This is a genomic window from Bifidobacterium choloepi (assembly GCF_010667615.1).
GTDB classification, from domain to species: domain Bacteria; phylum Actinomycetota; class Actinomycetes; order Actinomycetales; family Bifidobacteriaceae; genus Bifidobacterium; species Bifidobacterium choloepi.
Window position 1 is genome coordinate 137,070 of sequence record NZ_VYSG01000001.1, and the last position, 15,795, is coordinate 152,864.

Consider the following 15,795-nt stretch of genomic DNA (forward strand, 5'->3'; position numbering starts at 1 on the left):
TCGCGCGAATCGTCCATGTCTCCGGCGAGGCGGATGGCGGCAACGATTCGCGCCGGCGGATCAGGCGGCCGAAATCAGCGCGGTGCCGTCGAGGTCGAAGTCGGACAGCTTCCAGGACTTCGGCGTCGGATCCTCGTAGGACGTGTGGTAGTAGGTCATCGTCTTGGTGGAGAAGCAGGACGTGTACACGGTGTACTCGTAGTTGCCGTTCTCCATCTTGGCGCCGCCGTAGATCATCGACGAGCCCTGCAGCGTCTTGAACAGGCGGTTGACGCCGTGCGCCTCGTCGGAGGTCTGCGGATAGTGCGAATTCGTGTAGGCGGCGCGCACCAGGCGCGACGGCGAGCTGTAGTCGCCCGGCAGGCCGTGCATCGAGACGCCGGAGCCCCATGCCGTCATCTCGTACTTGTCCCAGTCGGTCGTCGGCGGGAAGTCGACGGTGACGTTCATGTAGTTCTTCATGTTCTCGAGGTGATAGGCGAACGTCGGCTGGTTCGTCATCGCGTCGATCGGGTTGTGGTAGACGTGGATGCCGTCGGCCATGTACTCGACGACGATCGAGCGGGTCTTGTCGGCGACGATCCAGTGCAGCAGAGCGACCGGCCACTTGTCGTTGACCGGCTTGGCGACGATGGCGACGCCGTCGAGCGCGGCCTCGACCTCGTCTACCGAATCGAAGTTGCGGGTGACCCACAGCGGGAACTCGTAGGCGGCAACGTTCGTCTTGCCGTCGACCGGACCGTCCTCGTACTTGGCGTAGCCCGGGAAGTTCAGGCCGGCGATCGCCAGGCCGTTCTCGTTGGCGCAGTCGTAGTACAGCGGCTTGTCCTCGGCGGTGATGGCCAGGCCGAAGACGGCGCGCTTGCCGAACGTCGCGTTGAACTCCGGCTGGTAGTCGAAGTTGCGCGGCGTCACCTTCATCGTTTCGCCGTACGAGCACTCCCAGTCAAGATTGCGGCCGAAATACATATCCCCTTCGGCATCGGTGAACCGAACACCTGTGCACATGATTGTCCTCCCCTGATTGCGTGGATTGTCTGTGCCTGTCGATTCAGATTGTACGGAGGAAGTGCTTGGAGTTTGCCGAATTTCGGCGCTTGTTCACTGCGAAAGAACGAAGTTGACGATTCGCGCGCCACGTGGTTCGCGAAACGCTACTCCTCGGCGACGAGGTCGAAGTAGCTGTCGTTCCACATGTCCTCGTCGCCGTCGGGCATCAGCAGCACGCGTTCCGGATTGAGCGCGCGGACGGCGCCCTCGTCGTGGGTGACGAGGACGATGGCGCCCTCGTACTTGGCGATGGCCTTGAGGATCTCGTCTCGCGAGGCCGGGTCGAGGTTGTTCGTCGGCTCGTCGAGCAGCAGCACGTTGGCGCGCGACGTGACGAGCGTGGCCAGCGCCAGCCTGGTCTTCTCGCCGCCGGACAGCACGTGCGTCGGCTTGAACGCGTCGTCGCCGGAGAACAGGAACGAGCCGAGGATGGACCGGGCCTGCGTGTCGTTGAGCTCCGGCGCCACGCGGCGCAGGTTCTCGAGAACCGTGATCGACATGTCGAGCGTGTCGTGCTCCTGGGCGAAGTAGCCGACCTTGCAGCCGTGGCCATACTCGACGACGCCGGTGTCCGGCTCCTCGAGATGGGCGAGCAGGCGCAGCGTCGTCGTCTTGCCGGCGCCGTTGTAGCCGAGGATGACCACGCGGGAGCCCTTGTCGATGGCGAGGTTGACGCCGGCGAACACGAGGTTGTCGCCGTACATCTTCGAGATGTCCTTCGCCATGATCGGCGTGCGGCCGCACGGCGCCGGCTCCGGGAAGCGGATGTCGGCGACCTTCTCCTTCTTCTGCGCCTCGGACGTCTCGCTGAGCAGCTTCTCGGCGCGGCGCATCATGTTCTGCGCGGCGACGGCCTTCGTGGCCTTGGCGTGCAGGCGGATGCCCTGCTGCATCAGGCGTTCGGCCTTCTTCTCGGCGACCTCGCGTTCGCGGCGGCGGCGTTCCTCGTCGACGACGAGCTGGTGCAGGTAGGACTTGTAGTCCATCGAATACATGTCGATCTCGCCGCGCTGGGCGTCGAGGTGCCACACCTTGTTGACGACCTCGTCGAGCAGTTCGGCCGAGTGGGAGATGACGAGGAAGCCGCCCTCGTAGCGCTTGAGGTAGCCGCGCAACCATTCGATCGAGTCGGCGTCGAGGTGGTTCGTCGGCTCGTCGAGGATGAGCGTGTCGGCGTCGGAGAACAGGATGCGGGCGAGCTCGATGCGGCGGCGCTGGCCACCGGACAGCGTGCCGATCGGCTGGCTCATGACGTCCTGCGGCAGGCCGAGCGACGCGGCCATCGCCGTCGCCTCGGACTGGGCGGCGTAGCCGCCGGCCTTGTCGAATTCCTGCAGGATCTTGTCGTAGCGGTTCATCGCGCGCGTCATGACGTCCGGATCCGGATCGGACATTTCCTTTTCGGCCTTGCGCATGCGCGTGATGATCGCGGCGATGTCGCGGGCGCTCATCATGCGGTCGAGCGCCGTCTGCTCGGGGTCGGCGGCGTGGGTATCCTGCGGCAGGTAGCCGAGCTTGCCGGTGACGCGCACGGTACCGGACGTCGGCAGCGTCTCGCCGGTGATGACTCGCGTCAGCGTGGTCTTGCCGGCGCCGTTGCGGCCGGTCAGGCCGATCTTGTCGCCCTTCGCGACATGGAAGTTCGTCGGGTTGAGCAGCGTGCGGGCGCCGATCTGAATCTCGAGTCCCTGCGCGTCAATCGCCATTCGTCACCGTCTTTTCTCGGAAAGCCATCGTCATGGAAAGATCAAGGACCGGAACGATTCGCGCTCCGGGCCCCGATCACTATACCGGCACAGCGGAACAGGACGGCTTCACTGCGCGCCGGCGGCGACGGCCTCTCCGGCTGCGGGCGCGGTCGCGCCGGCCGGAGACGCCGGCTGCTGGAAGGCTCCGAGTTCGTGGACGACGCGCTCTTCCATTTCGTCGATCTTGTGGTCGAGCTCGGCGAGTTCGACATTGGCGCGGTCGACGCCGTCATGATCGCCGATCAGCACGAAGCGGTCGATCGAGGAGAGCAGCGACGTGCGCTCCCAGACGAGTTTCTGGAGTTCCTCGACGACCATGCTGTCGACGTATTCGCCGGCGACCTTGAAGTTGAGTTCCTCGGTGTCCGGATCCTCGAGGTCGATGCCGGTGGCTTCCTTCACGAGCCGGTTCATGCGTTCCTGGTCGACGAGCCGGCCGGCCATGAACTCGTGGAAGCGCGACGTGTAGCCGACATTCTTCGCGAACGTCAGATTGGTCAGCTCGAGGTCGGCGATCATGTCCGAGGACGAATCGTGGCAGAATTTCAGCGCTTCCCGCTCGGCCTGGCCGAACACCGTGAACTTGCGCGGACGACTGGAGACCTCGCCCCTGCGGCGGGTGACGAGCGTGGCCGGCGCCGACTGCGTCCACAGCGAGGCAGGCTGGCCCATGTCGTCGACGATGACGATCGCCGTGTTGTCGCCGCAGCGGAATTCCCAGCGGTTCTCGTACGGAAACTCGTTGACCTTCGAATACGTGTGCGTGCACGTCAGTCCGTGCAGCCCCTCGTAGGTTTCCGACATGACCATGGCGCCGTCCTTTGTCCTCTGTTCCCTTCCCGACCATCCTAACCTACCCCGGAGGGTGACGGGCCGGAACCGTCCCTCCGGTTTTCGCCGGGATATGGACGGTCCGGTCCGGATGGCGACGGGGTCAGGCACCGATCAGCTGCAGCATCTGCGAGACGGACTTGCGGCCGAAGTCGATGACGGGCTGGCCGTCGACGTCGCCGTCGGCGGTGTGCTTCGTGACGACGATGCACGGCACGCTCATCACCTCGTAGAGCTGCTTGAGCTTCGGGAAGTGCGCGAGGTCGTAGGCCTCGGCCCGCACGTTCGGGTTGAGCGCGGCGATGCGCTGTGCGGCGCGCACCGTTTCCGGACACATCGTGCAGCTCAGCGAGACGAGGATCATGATGTCGACCTGCGTGCCGATCGCGTCGATTCTGGCGCGCTCGTCGTCGGAGATCGGCTGGCCCGGGCCCGCGGCGTTGTAGATGCCGAGGACGAACGAGTTGAATTCGTGGCCGGTCGGCACGCCATGGAACGCCAGCGTCGTCGGCTCGAGCTCGCCCTGCATGTCGAGCGTCATGATCCTGACCATCGGCGTCGCCTGCGGCAGCGGAACGGTCGGGTCGATGTCGGCGCGACCGGTGGACGGATCGACGTCCTTCGCCTCGCGGCGGCGCACGGCGATCTTGCCGCCGCTCAACGACGCGAGCTCGTCGACGAAGTTGGCGAGCGTGACGGAGACCATGCTCCTGTCGAGCGTCAGCTCGAGCGTCACCGGATTCGCCATCTTCGCGAAGACGACGTCGAGCTGGCGGCGCGTGGCCTCGTCGAAGAACGCGCCGTCGACGCCGCCATTGGCGGCCGCGGCCTTTGCCTCGGAGGAGATGCGCGCCGCGGCAGCGTCGTCGGACGGCCGCGCCGTGGCCGGCGCCGGAGACGTGCGCGCCGGCAGTCCGTCGGGTTCCTCCCGCTTGCGGTAGGCGCTGGCCGTCGGGCGCCGGGGCACGATGCCGGTCTTCCGGGACATCGTCGAACAGTACCGTTCGAGTTCGGTCGCGGCCAGCGCGCCGTCGGCGGCGGCCGTGACGACTTGCCGCAGCGGCTTGATCCTGATATCGCCAGCCGCGTAGATGCCGTCGACCGACGTCTTCAGTTCGGCGTCGGTGACGACGTAGCCCTGGGCGTCAAGCTCGACAATGTCCTTGACGAACGCCGTCTGCGGGGCCGTGCCGGCGAAGACGAAGACGCCGAACGTGCCGCCGTCGGCCGGCTTGAACACGGTCGTCTCGCCGGTGCGGTCGTCATGCAGCACGGCTTCGGTCAGGCCTCCCCTGCCGCCGGAGACGGAGACGACCCGCGTGTTGTAGAGCACCGAGACCTTCGGATCGTTCTTCGTGCGTTCGGCGGCGGACGCCGCGCAGGTGAAGTCGGGTTCGCGCACGACGACGGTGACGTGCGAGGCGTACCTGGCCAGGAAGACGGCTTCCTCGGCCGCCGCGTAGCCGCCGCCGACGACGAGGACTTCCTTGCCGGAGTAAAATTCGCCATCGCAGGTGGCGCAGTACGCGACGCCGCGGCCGGCGTATTCGCGCTCGCCGTCGAAGCCGGCCGGCCGCGGGGCCGCGCCGGTCGCCAGCACGATGCCGAAGCACCGGAAGTCGCCGGCCGACGTGCGCACGGTCTTCAGGCCGGAAGAATCGTCCAGCGTGATGCCGGTGACGTCGGCGACCTTCAGCTCGGCTCCGAAGTCGCGGGCCTGGCCGCGCATGACGGCCGTCAGCTTCGCACCGTCGGTCGACGCGACGCCCGGATAGTTGACGACTTCCGCCGTCGCCGTGATCCTGCCACCGAATTCCTCCTTCTCGAGGACGAGGACGCGGTAGCGGGCGCGGCCGAGATACATGCCGGCGGTCAGGCCGGCCGGGCCGCCGCCCACGACGACGACATCGTAGACGTCGTCGGCGGCGATGGCGGACGAATCGTTCGCCGCCACCGTGCTGTCCGTCATGGTTTCCCCGGCCATCACAGCTGCCCCACGAGGTCGAGGCTCGGCTCGATCGTCTCCTCGCCCGGCTGCCACTTCGCCGGGCAGACCATGTCGCTGTGCTCGCGGACGAACTGCGAGGCCTGCACGCGGCGCAGGATCTCGGCGGCGTCGCGACCGACGTTCGACGAGATGACCTCGTAGGCGACGACCTTGCCGTCCGGATCGACAATGAAGTCGCCGCGTTCCGCGAAGCCGGTCTCCTCGTTGTAGGTGTCGAGGTCGCGGGCGAGCAGCGCCGTCGGGTCGGCGAGCATCGGGAACTGGATCTTGCCGATCTTCTCGTTGGCGTCGTGCCACGCCTTGTGCACCCACTGCGAGTCGGTGGACACCGAGTAGATGTCGCAGTCGATCTTCTGGAAATCGTCGTAGTGGTCGGCGAGATCCTCGAGTTCCGTCGGGCAGACGAAGCTGAAGTCGGCCGGATAGAAGAAGAACACCGACCAGCGGCCGAGAATGTCCTTCTTCGAGATGGTCTTGAGTTCGCCGTTGGCATACGCCTGCACGGTGAAGTCGGTGATGTCATGCTGGAGCAAAGTCATGATGCTTCTCCTTGTCTTCGGTTCCGGTCGTCGCCGGAACGATTCCTCCGCGTCCGGGCCTGTCCCCAACCAGAAGGCCACCGGAAGCGGCATGGCCTTACGATAGGGAACCAACCTCCACGATGCCACCGCTTTCACCGTCCAGCGAAGCTCCGGTGACTAGAATCGGCAGTGGATTTTCTTCCATCGGTTTTTACCGGTCCGGGCCGTCCGATCCGGACATTTTTCCGTGTAAAGGAGCACAGCAATGGACGACATGAGCGACGTCCTCGTGGCGTATTATTCGGCGAGCGGCAACACCGCCCGCGTGGCGCGGGCGATCGCCGACCGCATGAGCGGCGACCTGTTCGAGATCGTGCCCGACCCTCAATACACGGCCGCCGACCTCGACTATCGCGACCCGTCGAGTCGCGTCTGCCGGGAACACGACGACCCGTCGATGCGCCACGTCAGCCTGCTCGACAGCGCGCCGGAACATTTCGCCCGCTATTCGCTCGTCTTCGTCGGCTACCCGATCTGGTGGGGCGTGGCGGCGTGGCCGGTCAACACGTTCGTGACGATGAACGATTTTTCCGGCAAGACCGTCGTCCCGTTCGCGACGTCGGCGTCGTCGCCGCTCGCGCTGAGCGCCGAGAAGCTCTCCGGCGAGACGACGACCGGCGCGTGGGAACCGGGCCACCGCTTCCAGTCCCTCGCCACCGACGCCGAGGTCCGCGACTGGCTCCAGTCACTCGACGTCTGAACTGTCCGGAAACGAGACGGACACCGCCGGGGCGCCATCCCGTTTTCTATACTGGCTTGCGTTTCCGTCCCCTCGAGAAAGCGACCATCATGACCGGGCCGATTACCGACATCGTCTTCGACTTCTGCGGCGTCCTCGTCGACTGGCAGTGCCGCGCGGCGCTCGAGGGACGCTATCCCGACGATCTCGTGGAACGGATTTGCGCCGACGACGATCCGCTCGGCTTCTTTCGCTACGAGGACGACATGGACGGCGGCGCGCTGCTCGCCGACGTGCTGCCGGTCGTCGCGGCCGAGCAGGGCGACGGCATCGCCGACATCTTCCGCGACTACATCGAGCGCTACGGTGACGCGCTCCCCCGGCTCGTGCCGGGCATGGAGAACCTGCTCGCCGATCTCGACGGCGCCGGTTACCGGCTGTGGGGCCTGACGAACTGGTCGTGCGAGACGTTCCACTTCGCCTTCGAGAAGTTTCCGCAGCTCGAGCGGTACCTCGGCGGCACCGTCGTCTCTGGCGTCGAGAAGAAACGCAAGCCGAACGCCGACATCTACCGTCTCGCCGAGGAACGGTTCTCGCTCGATCCGGCCGCCACCGTCTTTCTCGACGACACGGCGAAGAACGTCGACGGCGCGATTGCGGCCGGCTGGCACGGACTGAAATTCACGGATGCCGACCAGGCACGCCGGAACCTTGCCGAGTTGGGCGTGAGGATCTAGGAACCTCGCACTTTTCGCCGGGAATGCGCCTTTTCTCGCCGAATTTCCTCCTGTCCGGGCAAAAGCGCGCGGGCTTCTCATATTTCAAAATGGCTCTCTTGCGAAGGCCTTCCACGGCCGTATCTTGGGTATAAATCGATTCTGCCGGAAGAATCGTTCCGATAAATTTTACTTATACCGAGAAGGAAGCCGGAGATGACGCTGCTGCAGCTCAAGTACATTGTCAAGATCGTGGAGTGCGGCTCGATGAACGAGGCGTCCCACGAGCTCTATGTCTCCCAGCCGGCGCTGAGCTCGTCGGTCAAGGAACTCGAGAACGAGCTCGGCATCGAGATCTTCAAGCGCTCGTCGCAGGGCATCGCGCTGACGGTCGACGGCGCAGAGTTCCTCACGTACGCCCGCCAGGTGCTCGACCAGGCGGCGCTGCTCGAGGAACGCTACAAGCACACGAAACCGCGCAAGCAGCTGTGCACCGTCTCGACGCAGCACTACATGTTCGCCGTCGAGGCGTTCGTCGACATGATCGAGTCGCTCGACTCCGACGAATACGAGTTCACGATCCGCGAGACGCGCACGAAGGACATCATCAACTCGGTCGCCAACATGCGCAGCGATGTCGGCATCCTCTACCTGTCCGACTTCAACCGCAACGTCATCACGAAGCTGCTGCGCGAGAAGCACCTCGAGTTCCATCCGCTGTTCCGCGCGCCGCTGCACGTCTTCATCTCGCGGACGAACCCGCTCGCCGGCAAGGACGTCGTGACGATGGAGGACCTGAAGCCCTACCCGTTCATCCAGTACGAGCAGGGCGAGGACGGCAGCTTCTTCTTCGCCGAGGAGGCCGTCTGGCCCGACTACTCTCCCAAGCAGATCAACGTGACCGACCGCGCGACGATCCTCAACTACATCATCGGTCTCAACGGCTACACGGTGTGCACCGGCATCGACAACGGCGACCTCAACAACGAGAAGATCGTGACGGTGCCGCTGGAAACCGACGAGACAATGCTCGTCGGCTGGATCACGAACGAGCGCGCGAGACTGTCGCGCGCCGCCGAGATCTATCTCGACAAGCTGCGCGACGTCGTCGAGCGGCAGGGCTACCGCATCATCTCCTGACTCAGGCGCCGTACCGTTCGAGGTAGGCCTCGGCGGCATCGGCGATCTCGTCGCCGACATACGGCTGGCCGTCCGCCCCGCACAGCACGCGGCCGGCGGCGAACAGCTCGAGGACGTTGGCGATGGCGAACACCGGGAAGCCGAACTCGTCCTCGACGGCGGCGACGGCCGAGCGGTCCGAATCGCCGGTCTTCTCCATGCGGTCGACGCTCAGGACCAGCCCGACAATGTCGACGTCGGCCTCGGCCTTGAGCTTCGGGACGACCTCGCGCACGGCGGTGCCGGCCGTCATGACGTCGTCGACGAGCAGCACCTTCATGCCGTCCGTCAGCGGCGTGCCGACGAACATGCCGCCGTCGCCATGGTCCTTGCGTTCCTTGCGGTCGAACGTGTAGCCGACCGTCATCGGCGGCACGGCCGGCTTGCCGGCCGCCGCCGGACGGCCGTTCGCCATCGCGATCGCCGTCGAGACGCACAGCGGAATGCCCTTGTATGCCGGCCCGAACACCGTGCCGATGTCGGCCGGCAGTCGCCCGGCGGCGATTTCGGCGCGGATCTTTTCGGCGTAGAACTGGCCGAGCCGGGCGACCTTGGCGCCGTCGTCGAACGCGCCGGCGTTGATGAAGTACGGCGACTGGCGTCCGGATTTCAACGTGAACTGGCCGAATTTCAGGGCGCCGGATTCCAGCAGGAACTTCGTGAAGCGCCGGTCGATGTCGGTGGTGTGGTCGGTCATCTCGTCTCCCCCTGTCCGTGATGCGGGAACATGGTCGTGATACTGGTCTTGGTGGTCGTGGCGGTCGTGATGCCAGGCGGCGATGGTCGCGGTCAGCATGGTGGCTCCTTGGCGTGGTCCGGGCGCCGTCAGCGCCAGGTGTCGCCCTTGGCGAGCTTCTCGGCGAGTTCGGGGCGGGCGTCCAGCAGTTCCTCGAGCTCGAGCGCCACGCGCAGCGGCGCCGTCGGGTCGACGAGCGCGGCACCGCCGACCTCGACGGCGTTGGCGCCGGCGTACAGGTATTCGAGCGCCTTCTCGCCCGAGTCGATGCCGCCGATGCCAATGAGCGGAATGTCCGGCAGCGCCTGTCGCACTTTCCACACGCAGGCCAGGCCGATCGGGAAGATCGCCGGGCCGGAAACGCCGCCGGTGACGTTGCCGATGATCGGCTCGCCGGTGCGGATGTCGATGCGCATGCCGACAAGCGTGTTGATCAGGCTCAGCGCGTCGGCGCCGGCCTCGGCGGCGGCGCGCGCGATCGCCGCGATGTCGGTGACGTTCGGCGACAGCTTGACGATCATCGGCTTGTCGGTGAGCTTGCGCAGCCGTCCGATGCAGCGGGACAGCGCGACCGGGTCGGTACCGACGGCCATGCCGCCGGCGGAGACGTTCGGGCAGCTCACGTTGATCTCGAGCATGTCGGCCGGCGAGTCGGCGAGCTTGGCGACGACGTCGGCGTAGTCGTCGTCGCTGTGGCCGGCGACGTTCGTGACGACAGTCGCGCCGAGTTCCTTGAGCTTGGGCAGCTCGTCGACGAGATAGTGGTCGACGCCGGGATTCTGCAGGCCGACGGCGTTGACGGTACCGGCCGGCGACTCGGCGGTGCGCACGCCGGGATTGCCGTCCCACGGCACCGGCGAGACGCCCTTCGTCGTGATGGCGCCCATCTGCGAGACGTCGTAGAAATGCCGGCAGGCGGCGAGCTGGAACGTGCCGGAGGCGGTGCCGACCGGATTCTTCCACGGCACGCCGGCGACGACGGTCGGGTGTTTCCATTCGTGGTCGCCGTAGAGCGTGGTGCCGGCGTCGTCGGCCGCGTGTTCGAGTTCGTCGACGGTGGCGTCGTATTGATTGTTCATCGGGGGTTGTCCTCTCCTGTTGTCGTCTTGCCGTTCGTCTTGTGGCCGGTTCGCCATCCGGGTGCTGTTCGTGTCAGTCGGTCCAGCCGAGCTGGGTACCGGTGAAGACCGGGCCGTCGGAGCACACCTTGAGCCGGCCGATGGCCGTGTCGATCGTGCACACGACGCAAGTGCCGTAGCCGCATCCCATGCGCTGCTCCATGCTGAACTGCGTGGCGAAGCCGTGGCGCGCCGCCCACTGGGCGACGGCCTTCATCATCGGCAGCGGACCGCAGCTGAGGATCTCGAAGCGGCGACCGTTCTCGTCGGTGCCGCCGTCGAACATGCCGTCGGCGGCGAGCCGCTCGAGGACGGTGACAACGTTGCCGTCGGTCTCGTCGATCGAATGGACGCCGATGCCGAACTGTGTGAAGAATTCGTCGGCGAAATGAACGTCGCGATAGCCGAGCACGGCGGTGACGGCCGCGTCGTCGCGCGCGGCGAGCTTCTGGGCGGCGTTGATCAGCGGCGGCACGCCAAGACCGCCGCCGACGAGCAGGTAGTGCGACGGCCGCTCGAGCCGGAACGGTCTGCCGAGCGGACCGAGGACATCGACATGGTCGCCGGCGCGCAGCCGCGCGAATTCGCGGGTGCCCTCGCCGACGACGGCGAAGACGACGGAGACGAGGTCGCCGTCGACGTCGGCGACGCCGAACGGGCGGGGCATGATGTGCAGCGGGTTGCCGGCGTACAGGTTCACGAATTGCGCCGGCCTCGCGTTCTGCGCGATGTAGGTGTCGCGGAACGTCAGCCGGTGGACGGCGTCGGCGAGCTGCCGGTGGTCGACGACCTCGACGGTGCGGCGGCCCGGCTGGAATCCGGCGGCCTTCGCCTCGGCGACGGTCGGCGTGAACGGTGCGGTCATGGTCTCTCTTCTTCCTGGTTGTGCTGTGCTGTTCGGTTCGTGGATGCTGGCGGGCGGGTCCTGGCCGCGGGAACGATTCGCGCGGGCGAAGTCCGGCGGCGCGAATCGCGCCGACGTGGCGATATTTACGGCATGACGGCGCGCAGGTCGTCGCGCATGGCCTTGGCCGCGAGGCGTGCCGACGTGATGACGGCGTCGAGGGCGTCGTCGACAGTGGCGGACGAGTCGTCGCCGAGCAGCTCGTCGGCGTGATCGCTCGTCGTCCAGGCGCCGATGATGCCGCGCGACGAGTTGACGACGATGCCGGAACCGTCGCGGTCGAACATGCCGGCGACGTCGGCGGCCGTGCCACCCTGGGCGCCGTAGCCCGGCACGAGGAAGAACGTGTGCGGCATGCGTGCGCGCAGCGCGCGGCCCTCGTCGCGGTGCGTGGCGCCGACGACGGCGCCGATGCGCGAGTAGCCGTACCGGCCCGCCGAGCCGGCGCCCCACTGCTCGACGAGGTCGGCAATCTTCTCGTAGACACGTTCGCCGCCGGCGAGTTCGAGTTCCTGGACCTGGGAGCCGGACGGGTTCGACGTGCGCACGAGCGCGAAGAGGTCCTTGTCGCGGTCGGTCGCGGCGGCGAGGAACGGCTCGATGCCGTCGGAGCCGAGGTACGGGTTGACGGTGACGGCGTCCTCGTGCCACTGGTCGTCGGTCAGGTGGGCGGCGTAGGCCGTGGCGGTCGAGCCGATGTCGCCGCGCTTGATGTCGCCGATGACGTAGAGGCCGCGCTGCTGCGCGTATTCGCAGGTCATCGCGTAGGCGTCGAGGCCGGCCGGGCCGAGCGCCTCGTACATCGCGATCTGCGGCTTGACGGCCGGGACGATATCGGCGACGGCGTCGATGACGGCGCGGTTGAATTCGAAGTAGGCGGCGGCGTTGCCGGTAGCGACGACCTCGGTGGCCTCGGCGACGGCGTCCGGGTCGACGTCGCTGCCGGCGAGGCTGTCGAGTTCGGCCTGCGCCTCGGCCGTGAACGCCGTCATGAGCTGCGGCGGCACGACCTGTTCGGTCGGGTCGAGTCCGACGACCGACGGGTTCTGCTTTTCGTCGATGAGTTCGATGAGTCTGTCCATCGTGGTGTCCTTTCCTTCGCGTCGTCTCTAGTTGTTCAGCGCGGCGAACTGGCCGCCGACGATCGTCGCCTTCGCGCGGCCGGTGACGTTCCAGCCGTCGAATGGCGTGTTGCGCGCCTTCGACTTGAAATCGTCGGCGCGGATGGTCCACTGTTCGGCGGTGTCGAGGATGACGAGGTCGGCGAGATCGGGGCTGGCGAGCCTGCCGAGGTCGAGGACGCGGCGGCCGTTCGCGCCGGCGTGGCCGTCGTCCTGCAGGTCGATGGCGGTCGTGAGGTTCAGCGCCGGATGGCCCATCATCGCGGCCGGCGCGACGCCCATCAGTTCGATGAGCCGTGCGTCGGAGACGATGCCGCCGTCGACGAGCGTCTTGTGGCAGACGCCGTAGGCGCATTCGAGGCCGATGATGCCGTTGGGCGCGTCGAGGAAGCCGAGCTGCTTTTCCCCGAGCGTGTGCGGCGCGTGGTCGGTGGCGATCATGTCGACGGTGCCGTCGGCGATCGCGGCGAGGACGGCGTCCCGGTCGGCCGCCGACCTGAGCGGCGGGTTCATCTTCGCCATCGTGCCATAGCGCAGCAGGTCCTCGTCGCACAGCGCAATGTAGTGCGGCGCCGTCTCGCAGGTGACCGGCAGCCCCTCGGCCTTGGCGGCGCGAATGGCGTCGAACGCGATGGCCGTCGAGACATGCTGGAAGTGGACGTGCACGCCGGTCTCGCGGACCAGCTCGATGTCGCGGGCGACGACGGCGAGCTCCGTCTCCTCCGGAATGCCGGGCACGCCGAGACGGTCCGCGACCGGGCCGGCGTTGACGGCGCCGGTCTCGTGGTGTTCGCAGTGCTCGATGAGATAGAGGCCGGTCTTGCGGCAATTGTCGAGGACCTCGCGCAGCACGGCGCCGGACGGGACGGCCGAGCCGTCGTCGCTGACGGCCGTCACCGGATGGGCGAGCTGGGCGGCGTCCTTGTGTTCCTCGTCGACGCCACGCACGTACCATCCCCAGCGTTCCGGATCGGAGGCGACGGCGCCGGCCCTCCCCTTCGTTGCCGCCACGCACAGGTCGTAGCGCACCGGCAGCGTCACGTCGTGGATGGCCTCGTAGTGCTGCAGGTAGTCGATGACGGTGCGGCATCCGGACTCGAGGACCTCGGCGGCGCCGAGCTCGTCGGGCAGCACCGGTTCGCCGTCGATCGCCGGCACCGTGTTCGGCATGATCAGCACGCTCGTGTAGCCGCCGGCAGCCGCCGCGCGACAGCCGGTGATCATCGTCTCCTTGGCCGTCTGGCCCGGATCGCGGAAATGGACGTGCGGGTCGGCGAAGCCGGGGGCGACGGTCAGTCTCGACGCGTCGACGTCGGGCGCGTCGACGCCGCGGCCGAACACCGGGCTGCCAGTCGTCGGCACGACGAGGTCGATGTGTTCGCCGGTATCCCAGACGCGGATGTCGCGCAGCGTCACGGCCATCAGAACTTCGCCTCCTCGTCGCAGTAGTCGCAGCGGTATTCGGGCTTGCCGTTCCCGCCGTCGTCGACGAGATGGAACAGCTGGTCGATGCCGCGTTCCGTCGTCGTCACGCAGCGCGGGTTGACGCAGCGGATGATGTTGACGACACGGTGCGGCAGCTTCGGATGCTTCTTGGCGACGATGACGCCGCCCTCGACGACGTCGACGGTCGCCTGCCGGGCGATCAGGCCGAGCGCCTCGAGATCGACATGATTCTCCCCCTCGATCTTGATGATGTCCTTCGTGCCGTACTGCTGCGAATCGGCGTTCATGATGAGCGCCAGCTTCGTCGCCGCCGGGTCGATGTGCAGGTAGTGCAGCACCTTGAGCGCCGTGCCGGCCGGCACGTGGTCGATGATGATGCCGTTCTGGATACTGGTGACTTCCATCCTGTTCACTCCTCCGTGTCGTCGTGATCGTCGTTGCCGTCATCGCCGAGCGGCTCGTAGCCGGGCAGCTCATCGCCGAGGACGGAGCTCTCGAGCGCCATCCTCATCAGCATGCCGTTGCGCACCTGCTGGAAATAGGCGGCGCGCGGATCGTCGTCGACGTCGACGGCGATCTCGTTGACGCGCGGCAGCGGATGCAGGACGGCCATGTCCGGCCGGGCGTGCGACAGCTTGGCCTCGTCGAGGATGTAGGTGTCGCGCAGGCGCAGGTAGTCGTCCTCGTTGAAGAATCGTTCCTTCTGGACGCGGGTCATGTACAGCACGTCGAGCTGGCCGATGACGGCAGCCAGGTCGGTCGTCTCCTCGTACGAGCATGTCGGCGACGCCTCGATCCGGTTGACGACGTAGCGCGGCGTCCTGAGTTCTTCCGGCGAGATCAGCACGAACCGGATGTTGCCGAAGCGGCACAGCGTCTCGATCAGCGAGTGGACGGTGCGGCCGAACGTCAGGTCGCCGCACAGTCCGACCGTCAGGTTCGTCAGCCTGCCGAAGCGCTGGTCGATCGTCGCCAGGTCGGCGAGCGTCTGCGTCGGATGCATGTGGCCGCCGTCGCCGGCGTTGATGACCGGCACGCGGTCGCCGGTCGCCGCGTTGACGGCGGCACGGGACGCGACGAGTGCGGCGCCTTCCTTCGGGTGACGCAACGCAATGCAGTCGGCGTAGGTCGAGACGGTCTTGATCGTGTCGGCGATCGACTCGCCCTTCGAGACGCTGGCGAGCTGGGCGCCGGCGAAGCCGATGACCTGGCCGCCCAGGCGCAGCATCGCCGTCTCGAAGCTCAGCCGCGTGCGCGTGCTCGGCTCATAAAACAAAGTGGCGAGCACCCTGCCTTCGCAGGTGCGCGCCACTTGACGACGATGAGATTCGATATACCGTGCCTTGTTCAGCAACTCGTTGATCTGTGGTACCGACAACGTATCCAGTGTGATGACGCTGTCGCCGACCATGCTGGCCGTTGCGTCTGCGGATGGTTGGTTCACCGCTCGCCCCTCCTGATTGTCACGCTCATGGCGGCCACGTTTCGCGACCCCCGCCACTATAGGCGACAATGTCCGGCGAGGTCGGCCCGCGTCCATTTCCGCGCACAATTTCTTCACGTTCGCATTTCTCCATCCTCTGGCGTGGCTGTCGGTTGTATACCGATCGGAGATGATCTGTCACTGCACTGTAGGCGCGTGGCACGCTAGAAGGTGAGATGGATTCCGGAAAGATAG

The 15,795-nt window shown here is 66.6% G+C and carries 15 protein-coding genes; 3 read left to right on the forward strand and 12 right to left on the reverse strand.

Annotation, left to right across the window (positions count from 1 at the left end):
* Positions 1-60: 60 nt before the first annotated feature.
* From bsh to F6S87_RS00655, 5 genes are all read right to left on the reverse strand, one after another.
* A complete protein-coding gene (bsh, locus tag F6S87_RS00635; RefSeq protein ID WP_163226754.1) occupies positions 61-1,008 on the reverse strand; it encodes a choloylglycine hydrolase in 948 nt (315 codons plus the stop codon).
* Between the two features lie 146 nt (positions 1,009-1,154).
* Positions 1,155-2,756 carry an ABC-F family ATP-binding cassette domain-containing protein gene (locus F6S87_RS00640; protein ID WP_163226755.1) on the reverse strand — a complete coding sequence of 534 codons (1,602 nt, stop codon included), beginning with the start codon at positions 2,754-2,756 and terminating at the stop codon, positions 1,155-1,157.
* A gap of 108 nt (positions 2,757-2,864) precedes the next feature.
* Positions 2,865-3,608, reverse strand: coding sequence for a hypothetical protein (locus tag F6S87_RS00645; RefSeq protein WP_163226756.1), 744 nt, complete (start codon positions 3,606-3,608; stop codon positions 2,865-2,867).
* A gap of 124 nt (positions 3,609-3,732) precedes the next feature.
* A complete protein-coding gene (locus tag F6S87_RS00650) occupies positions 3,733-5,598 on the reverse strand; it encodes an FAD-dependent oxidoreductase (RefSeq protein ID WP_163226757.1) in 1,866 nt (621 codons plus the stop codon).
* A 14-nt stretch (positions 5,599-5,612) separates the two neighbouring features.
* A complete protein-coding gene (locus F6S87_RS00655) occupies positions 5,613-6,176 on the reverse strand; it encodes a redoxin domain-containing protein (protein WP_163226758.1) in 564 nt (187 codons plus the stop codon).
* Positions 6,177-6,423: 247 nt separating this feature from the next.
* Here F6S87_RS00655 and F6S87_RS00660 point away from each other — a divergent pair, with 247 nt between their 5' ends.
* The 3 genes from F6S87_RS00660 to F6S87_RS00670 all read left to right on the forward strand — a co-directional run bounded on the left by F6S87_RS00660 (position 6,424) and on the right by F6S87_RS00670 (position 8,753).
* Positions 6,424-6,918, forward strand: coding sequence for a flavodoxin (locus F6S87_RS00660; RefSeq protein ID WP_163226759.1), 495 nt, complete (start codon positions 6,424-6,426; stop codon positions 6,916-6,918).
* 86 nt (positions 6,919-7,004) lie between these two features.
* Entirely contained in the window at positions 7,005-7,634 is a 630-nt protein-coding gene (locus F6S87_RS00665) for an HAD family hydrolase (RefSeq protein ID WP_407925105.1), read from the forward strand.
* Positions 7,635-7,829: 195 nt separating this feature from the next.
* Positions 7,830-8,753: a LysR family transcriptional regulator gene (locus tag F6S87_RS00670; RefSeq protein WP_163226761.1), complete on the forward strand. Its 924-nt coding sequence runs from the start codon at positions 7,830-7,832 to the stop codon at positions 8,751-8,753.
* Position 8,754: 1 nt separating this feature from the next.
* Here the strand turns inward: F6S87_RS00670 and pyrE are convergent, their stop codons facing one another.
* The 7 genes from pyrE to pyrB all read right to left on the reverse strand — a co-directional run bounded on the left by pyrE (position 8,755) and on the right by pyrB (position 15,528).
* Positions 8,755-9,489, reverse strand: a complete 735-nt coding sequence (gene pyrE, locus F6S87_RS00675; protein ID WP_163227512.1) for an orotate phosphoribosyltransferase — start codon at positions 9,487-9,489, stop codon at positions 8,755-8,757.
* A gap of 128 nt (positions 9,490-9,617) precedes the next feature.
* Positions 9,618-10,607 (reverse strand): dihydroorotate dehydrogenase, encoded by a 990-nt coding sequence (locus F6S87_RS00680; protein WP_163226762.1) that lies wholly within the window; start codon positions 10,605-10,607, stop codon positions 9,618-9,620.
* A gap of 73 nt (positions 10,608-10,680) precedes the next feature.
* Complete coding sequence (locus F6S87_RS00685) at positions 10,681-11,511, reverse strand: dihydroorotate dehydrogenase electron transfer subunit (protein WP_163226763.1); 831 nt, start codon at positions 11,509-11,511, stop codon at positions 10,681-10,683.
* A 125-nt stretch (positions 11,512-11,636) separates the two neighbouring features.
* Positions 11,637-12,632: an orotidine-5'-phosphate decarboxylase gene (gene pyrF, locus F6S87_RS00690; RefSeq protein ID WP_163226764.1), complete on the reverse strand. Its 996-nt coding sequence runs from the start codon at positions 12,630-12,632 to the stop codon at positions 11,637-11,639.
* 27 nt (positions 12,633-12,659) lie between these two features.
* Positions 12,660-14,093 (reverse strand): dihydroorotase, encoded by a 1,434-nt coding sequence (locus F6S87_RS00695; protein ID WP_163226765.1) that lies wholly within the window; start codon positions 14,091-14,093, stop codon positions 12,660-12,662.
* Positions 14,093-14,521 carry an aspartate carbamoyltransferase regulatory subunit gene (locus tag F6S87_RS00700; protein WP_163226766.1) on the reverse strand — a complete coding sequence of 143 codons (429 nt, stop codon included), beginning with the start codon at positions 14,519-14,521 and terminating at the stop codon, positions 14,093-14,095. Before F6S87_RS00700 ends, F6S87_RS00695 begins: the two co-directional genes overlap by 1 nt.
* A gap of 5 nt (positions 14,522-14,526) precedes the next feature.
* The gene (gene pyrB / locus F6S87_RS00705) at positions 14,527-15,528 is read right to left on the reverse strand and encodes an aspartate carbamoyltransferase (RefSeq protein ID WP_163227513.1); all 1,002 of its coding nucleotides are present in this window, start codon (positions 15,526-15,528) and stop codon (positions 14,527-14,529) included.
* Positions 15,529-15,795: the final 267 nt, after the last annotated feature.

What these genes read in the sequence shown, in the direction of transcription:
- bsh (WP_163226754.1), bottom strand. Translation starts at nt 1,008, where the DNA reads ATGTGCACAGGTGTTCGGTTCACCGATGCCGAAGGGGATATGTATTTC.
- F6S87_RS00640 (WP_163226755.1), bottom strand. Translation starts at nt 2,756, where the DNA reads ATGGCGATTGACGCGCAGGGACTCGAGATTCAGATCGGCGCCCGCACG.
- F6S87_RS00645 (WP_163226756.1), bottom strand. Translation starts at nt 3,608, where the DNA reads ATGGTCATGTCGGAAACCTACGAGGGGCTGCACGGACTGACGTGCACG.
- F6S87_RS00650 (WP_163226757.1), bottom strand. Translation starts at nt 5,598, where the DNA reads ATGACGGACAGCACGGTGGCGGCGAACGATTCGTCCGCCATCGCCGCC.
- F6S87_RS00655 (WP_163226758.1), bottom strand. Translation starts at nt 6,176, where the DNA reads ATGACTTTGCTCCAGCATGACATCACCGACTTCACCGTGCAGGCGTAT.
- F6S87_RS00660 (WP_163226759.1), top strand. Translation starts at nt 6,424, where the DNA reads ATGGACGACATGAGCGACGTCCTCGTGGCGTATTATTCGGCGAGCGGC.
- F6S87_RS00670 (WP_163226761.1), top strand. Translation starts at nt 7,830, where the DNA reads ATGACGCTGCTGCAGCTCAAGTACATTGTCAAGATCGTGGAGTGCGGC.
- pyrE (WP_163227512.1), bottom strand. Translation starts at nt 9,489, where the DNA reads ATGACCGACCACACCACCGACATCGACCGGCGCTTCACGAAGTTCCTG.
- F6S87_RS00680 (WP_163226762.1), bottom strand. Translation starts at nt 10,607, where the DNA reads ATGAACAATCAATACGACGCCACCGTCGACGAACTCGAACACGCGGCC.
- F6S87_RS00685 (WP_163226763.1), bottom strand. Translation starts at nt 11,511, where the DNA reads ATGACCGCACCGTTCACGCCGACCGTCGCCGAGGCGAAGGCCGCCGGA.
- pyrF (WP_163226764.1), bottom strand. Translation starts at nt 12,632, where the DNA reads ATGGACAGACTCATCGAACTCATCGACGAAAAGCAGAACCCGTCGGTC.
- F6S87_RS00695 (WP_163226765.1), bottom strand. Translation starts at nt 14,093, where the DNA reads ATGGCCGTGACGCTGCGCGACATCCGCGTCTGGGATACCGGCGAACAC.
- F6S87_RS00700 (WP_163226766.1), bottom strand. Translation starts at nt 14,521, where the DNA reads ATGGAAGTCACCAGTATCCAGAACGGCATCATCATCGACCACGTGCCG.
- pyrB (WP_163227513.1), bottom strand. Translation starts at nt 15,528, where the DNA reads ATGGTCGGCGACAGCGTCATCACACTGGATACGTTGTCGGTACCACAG.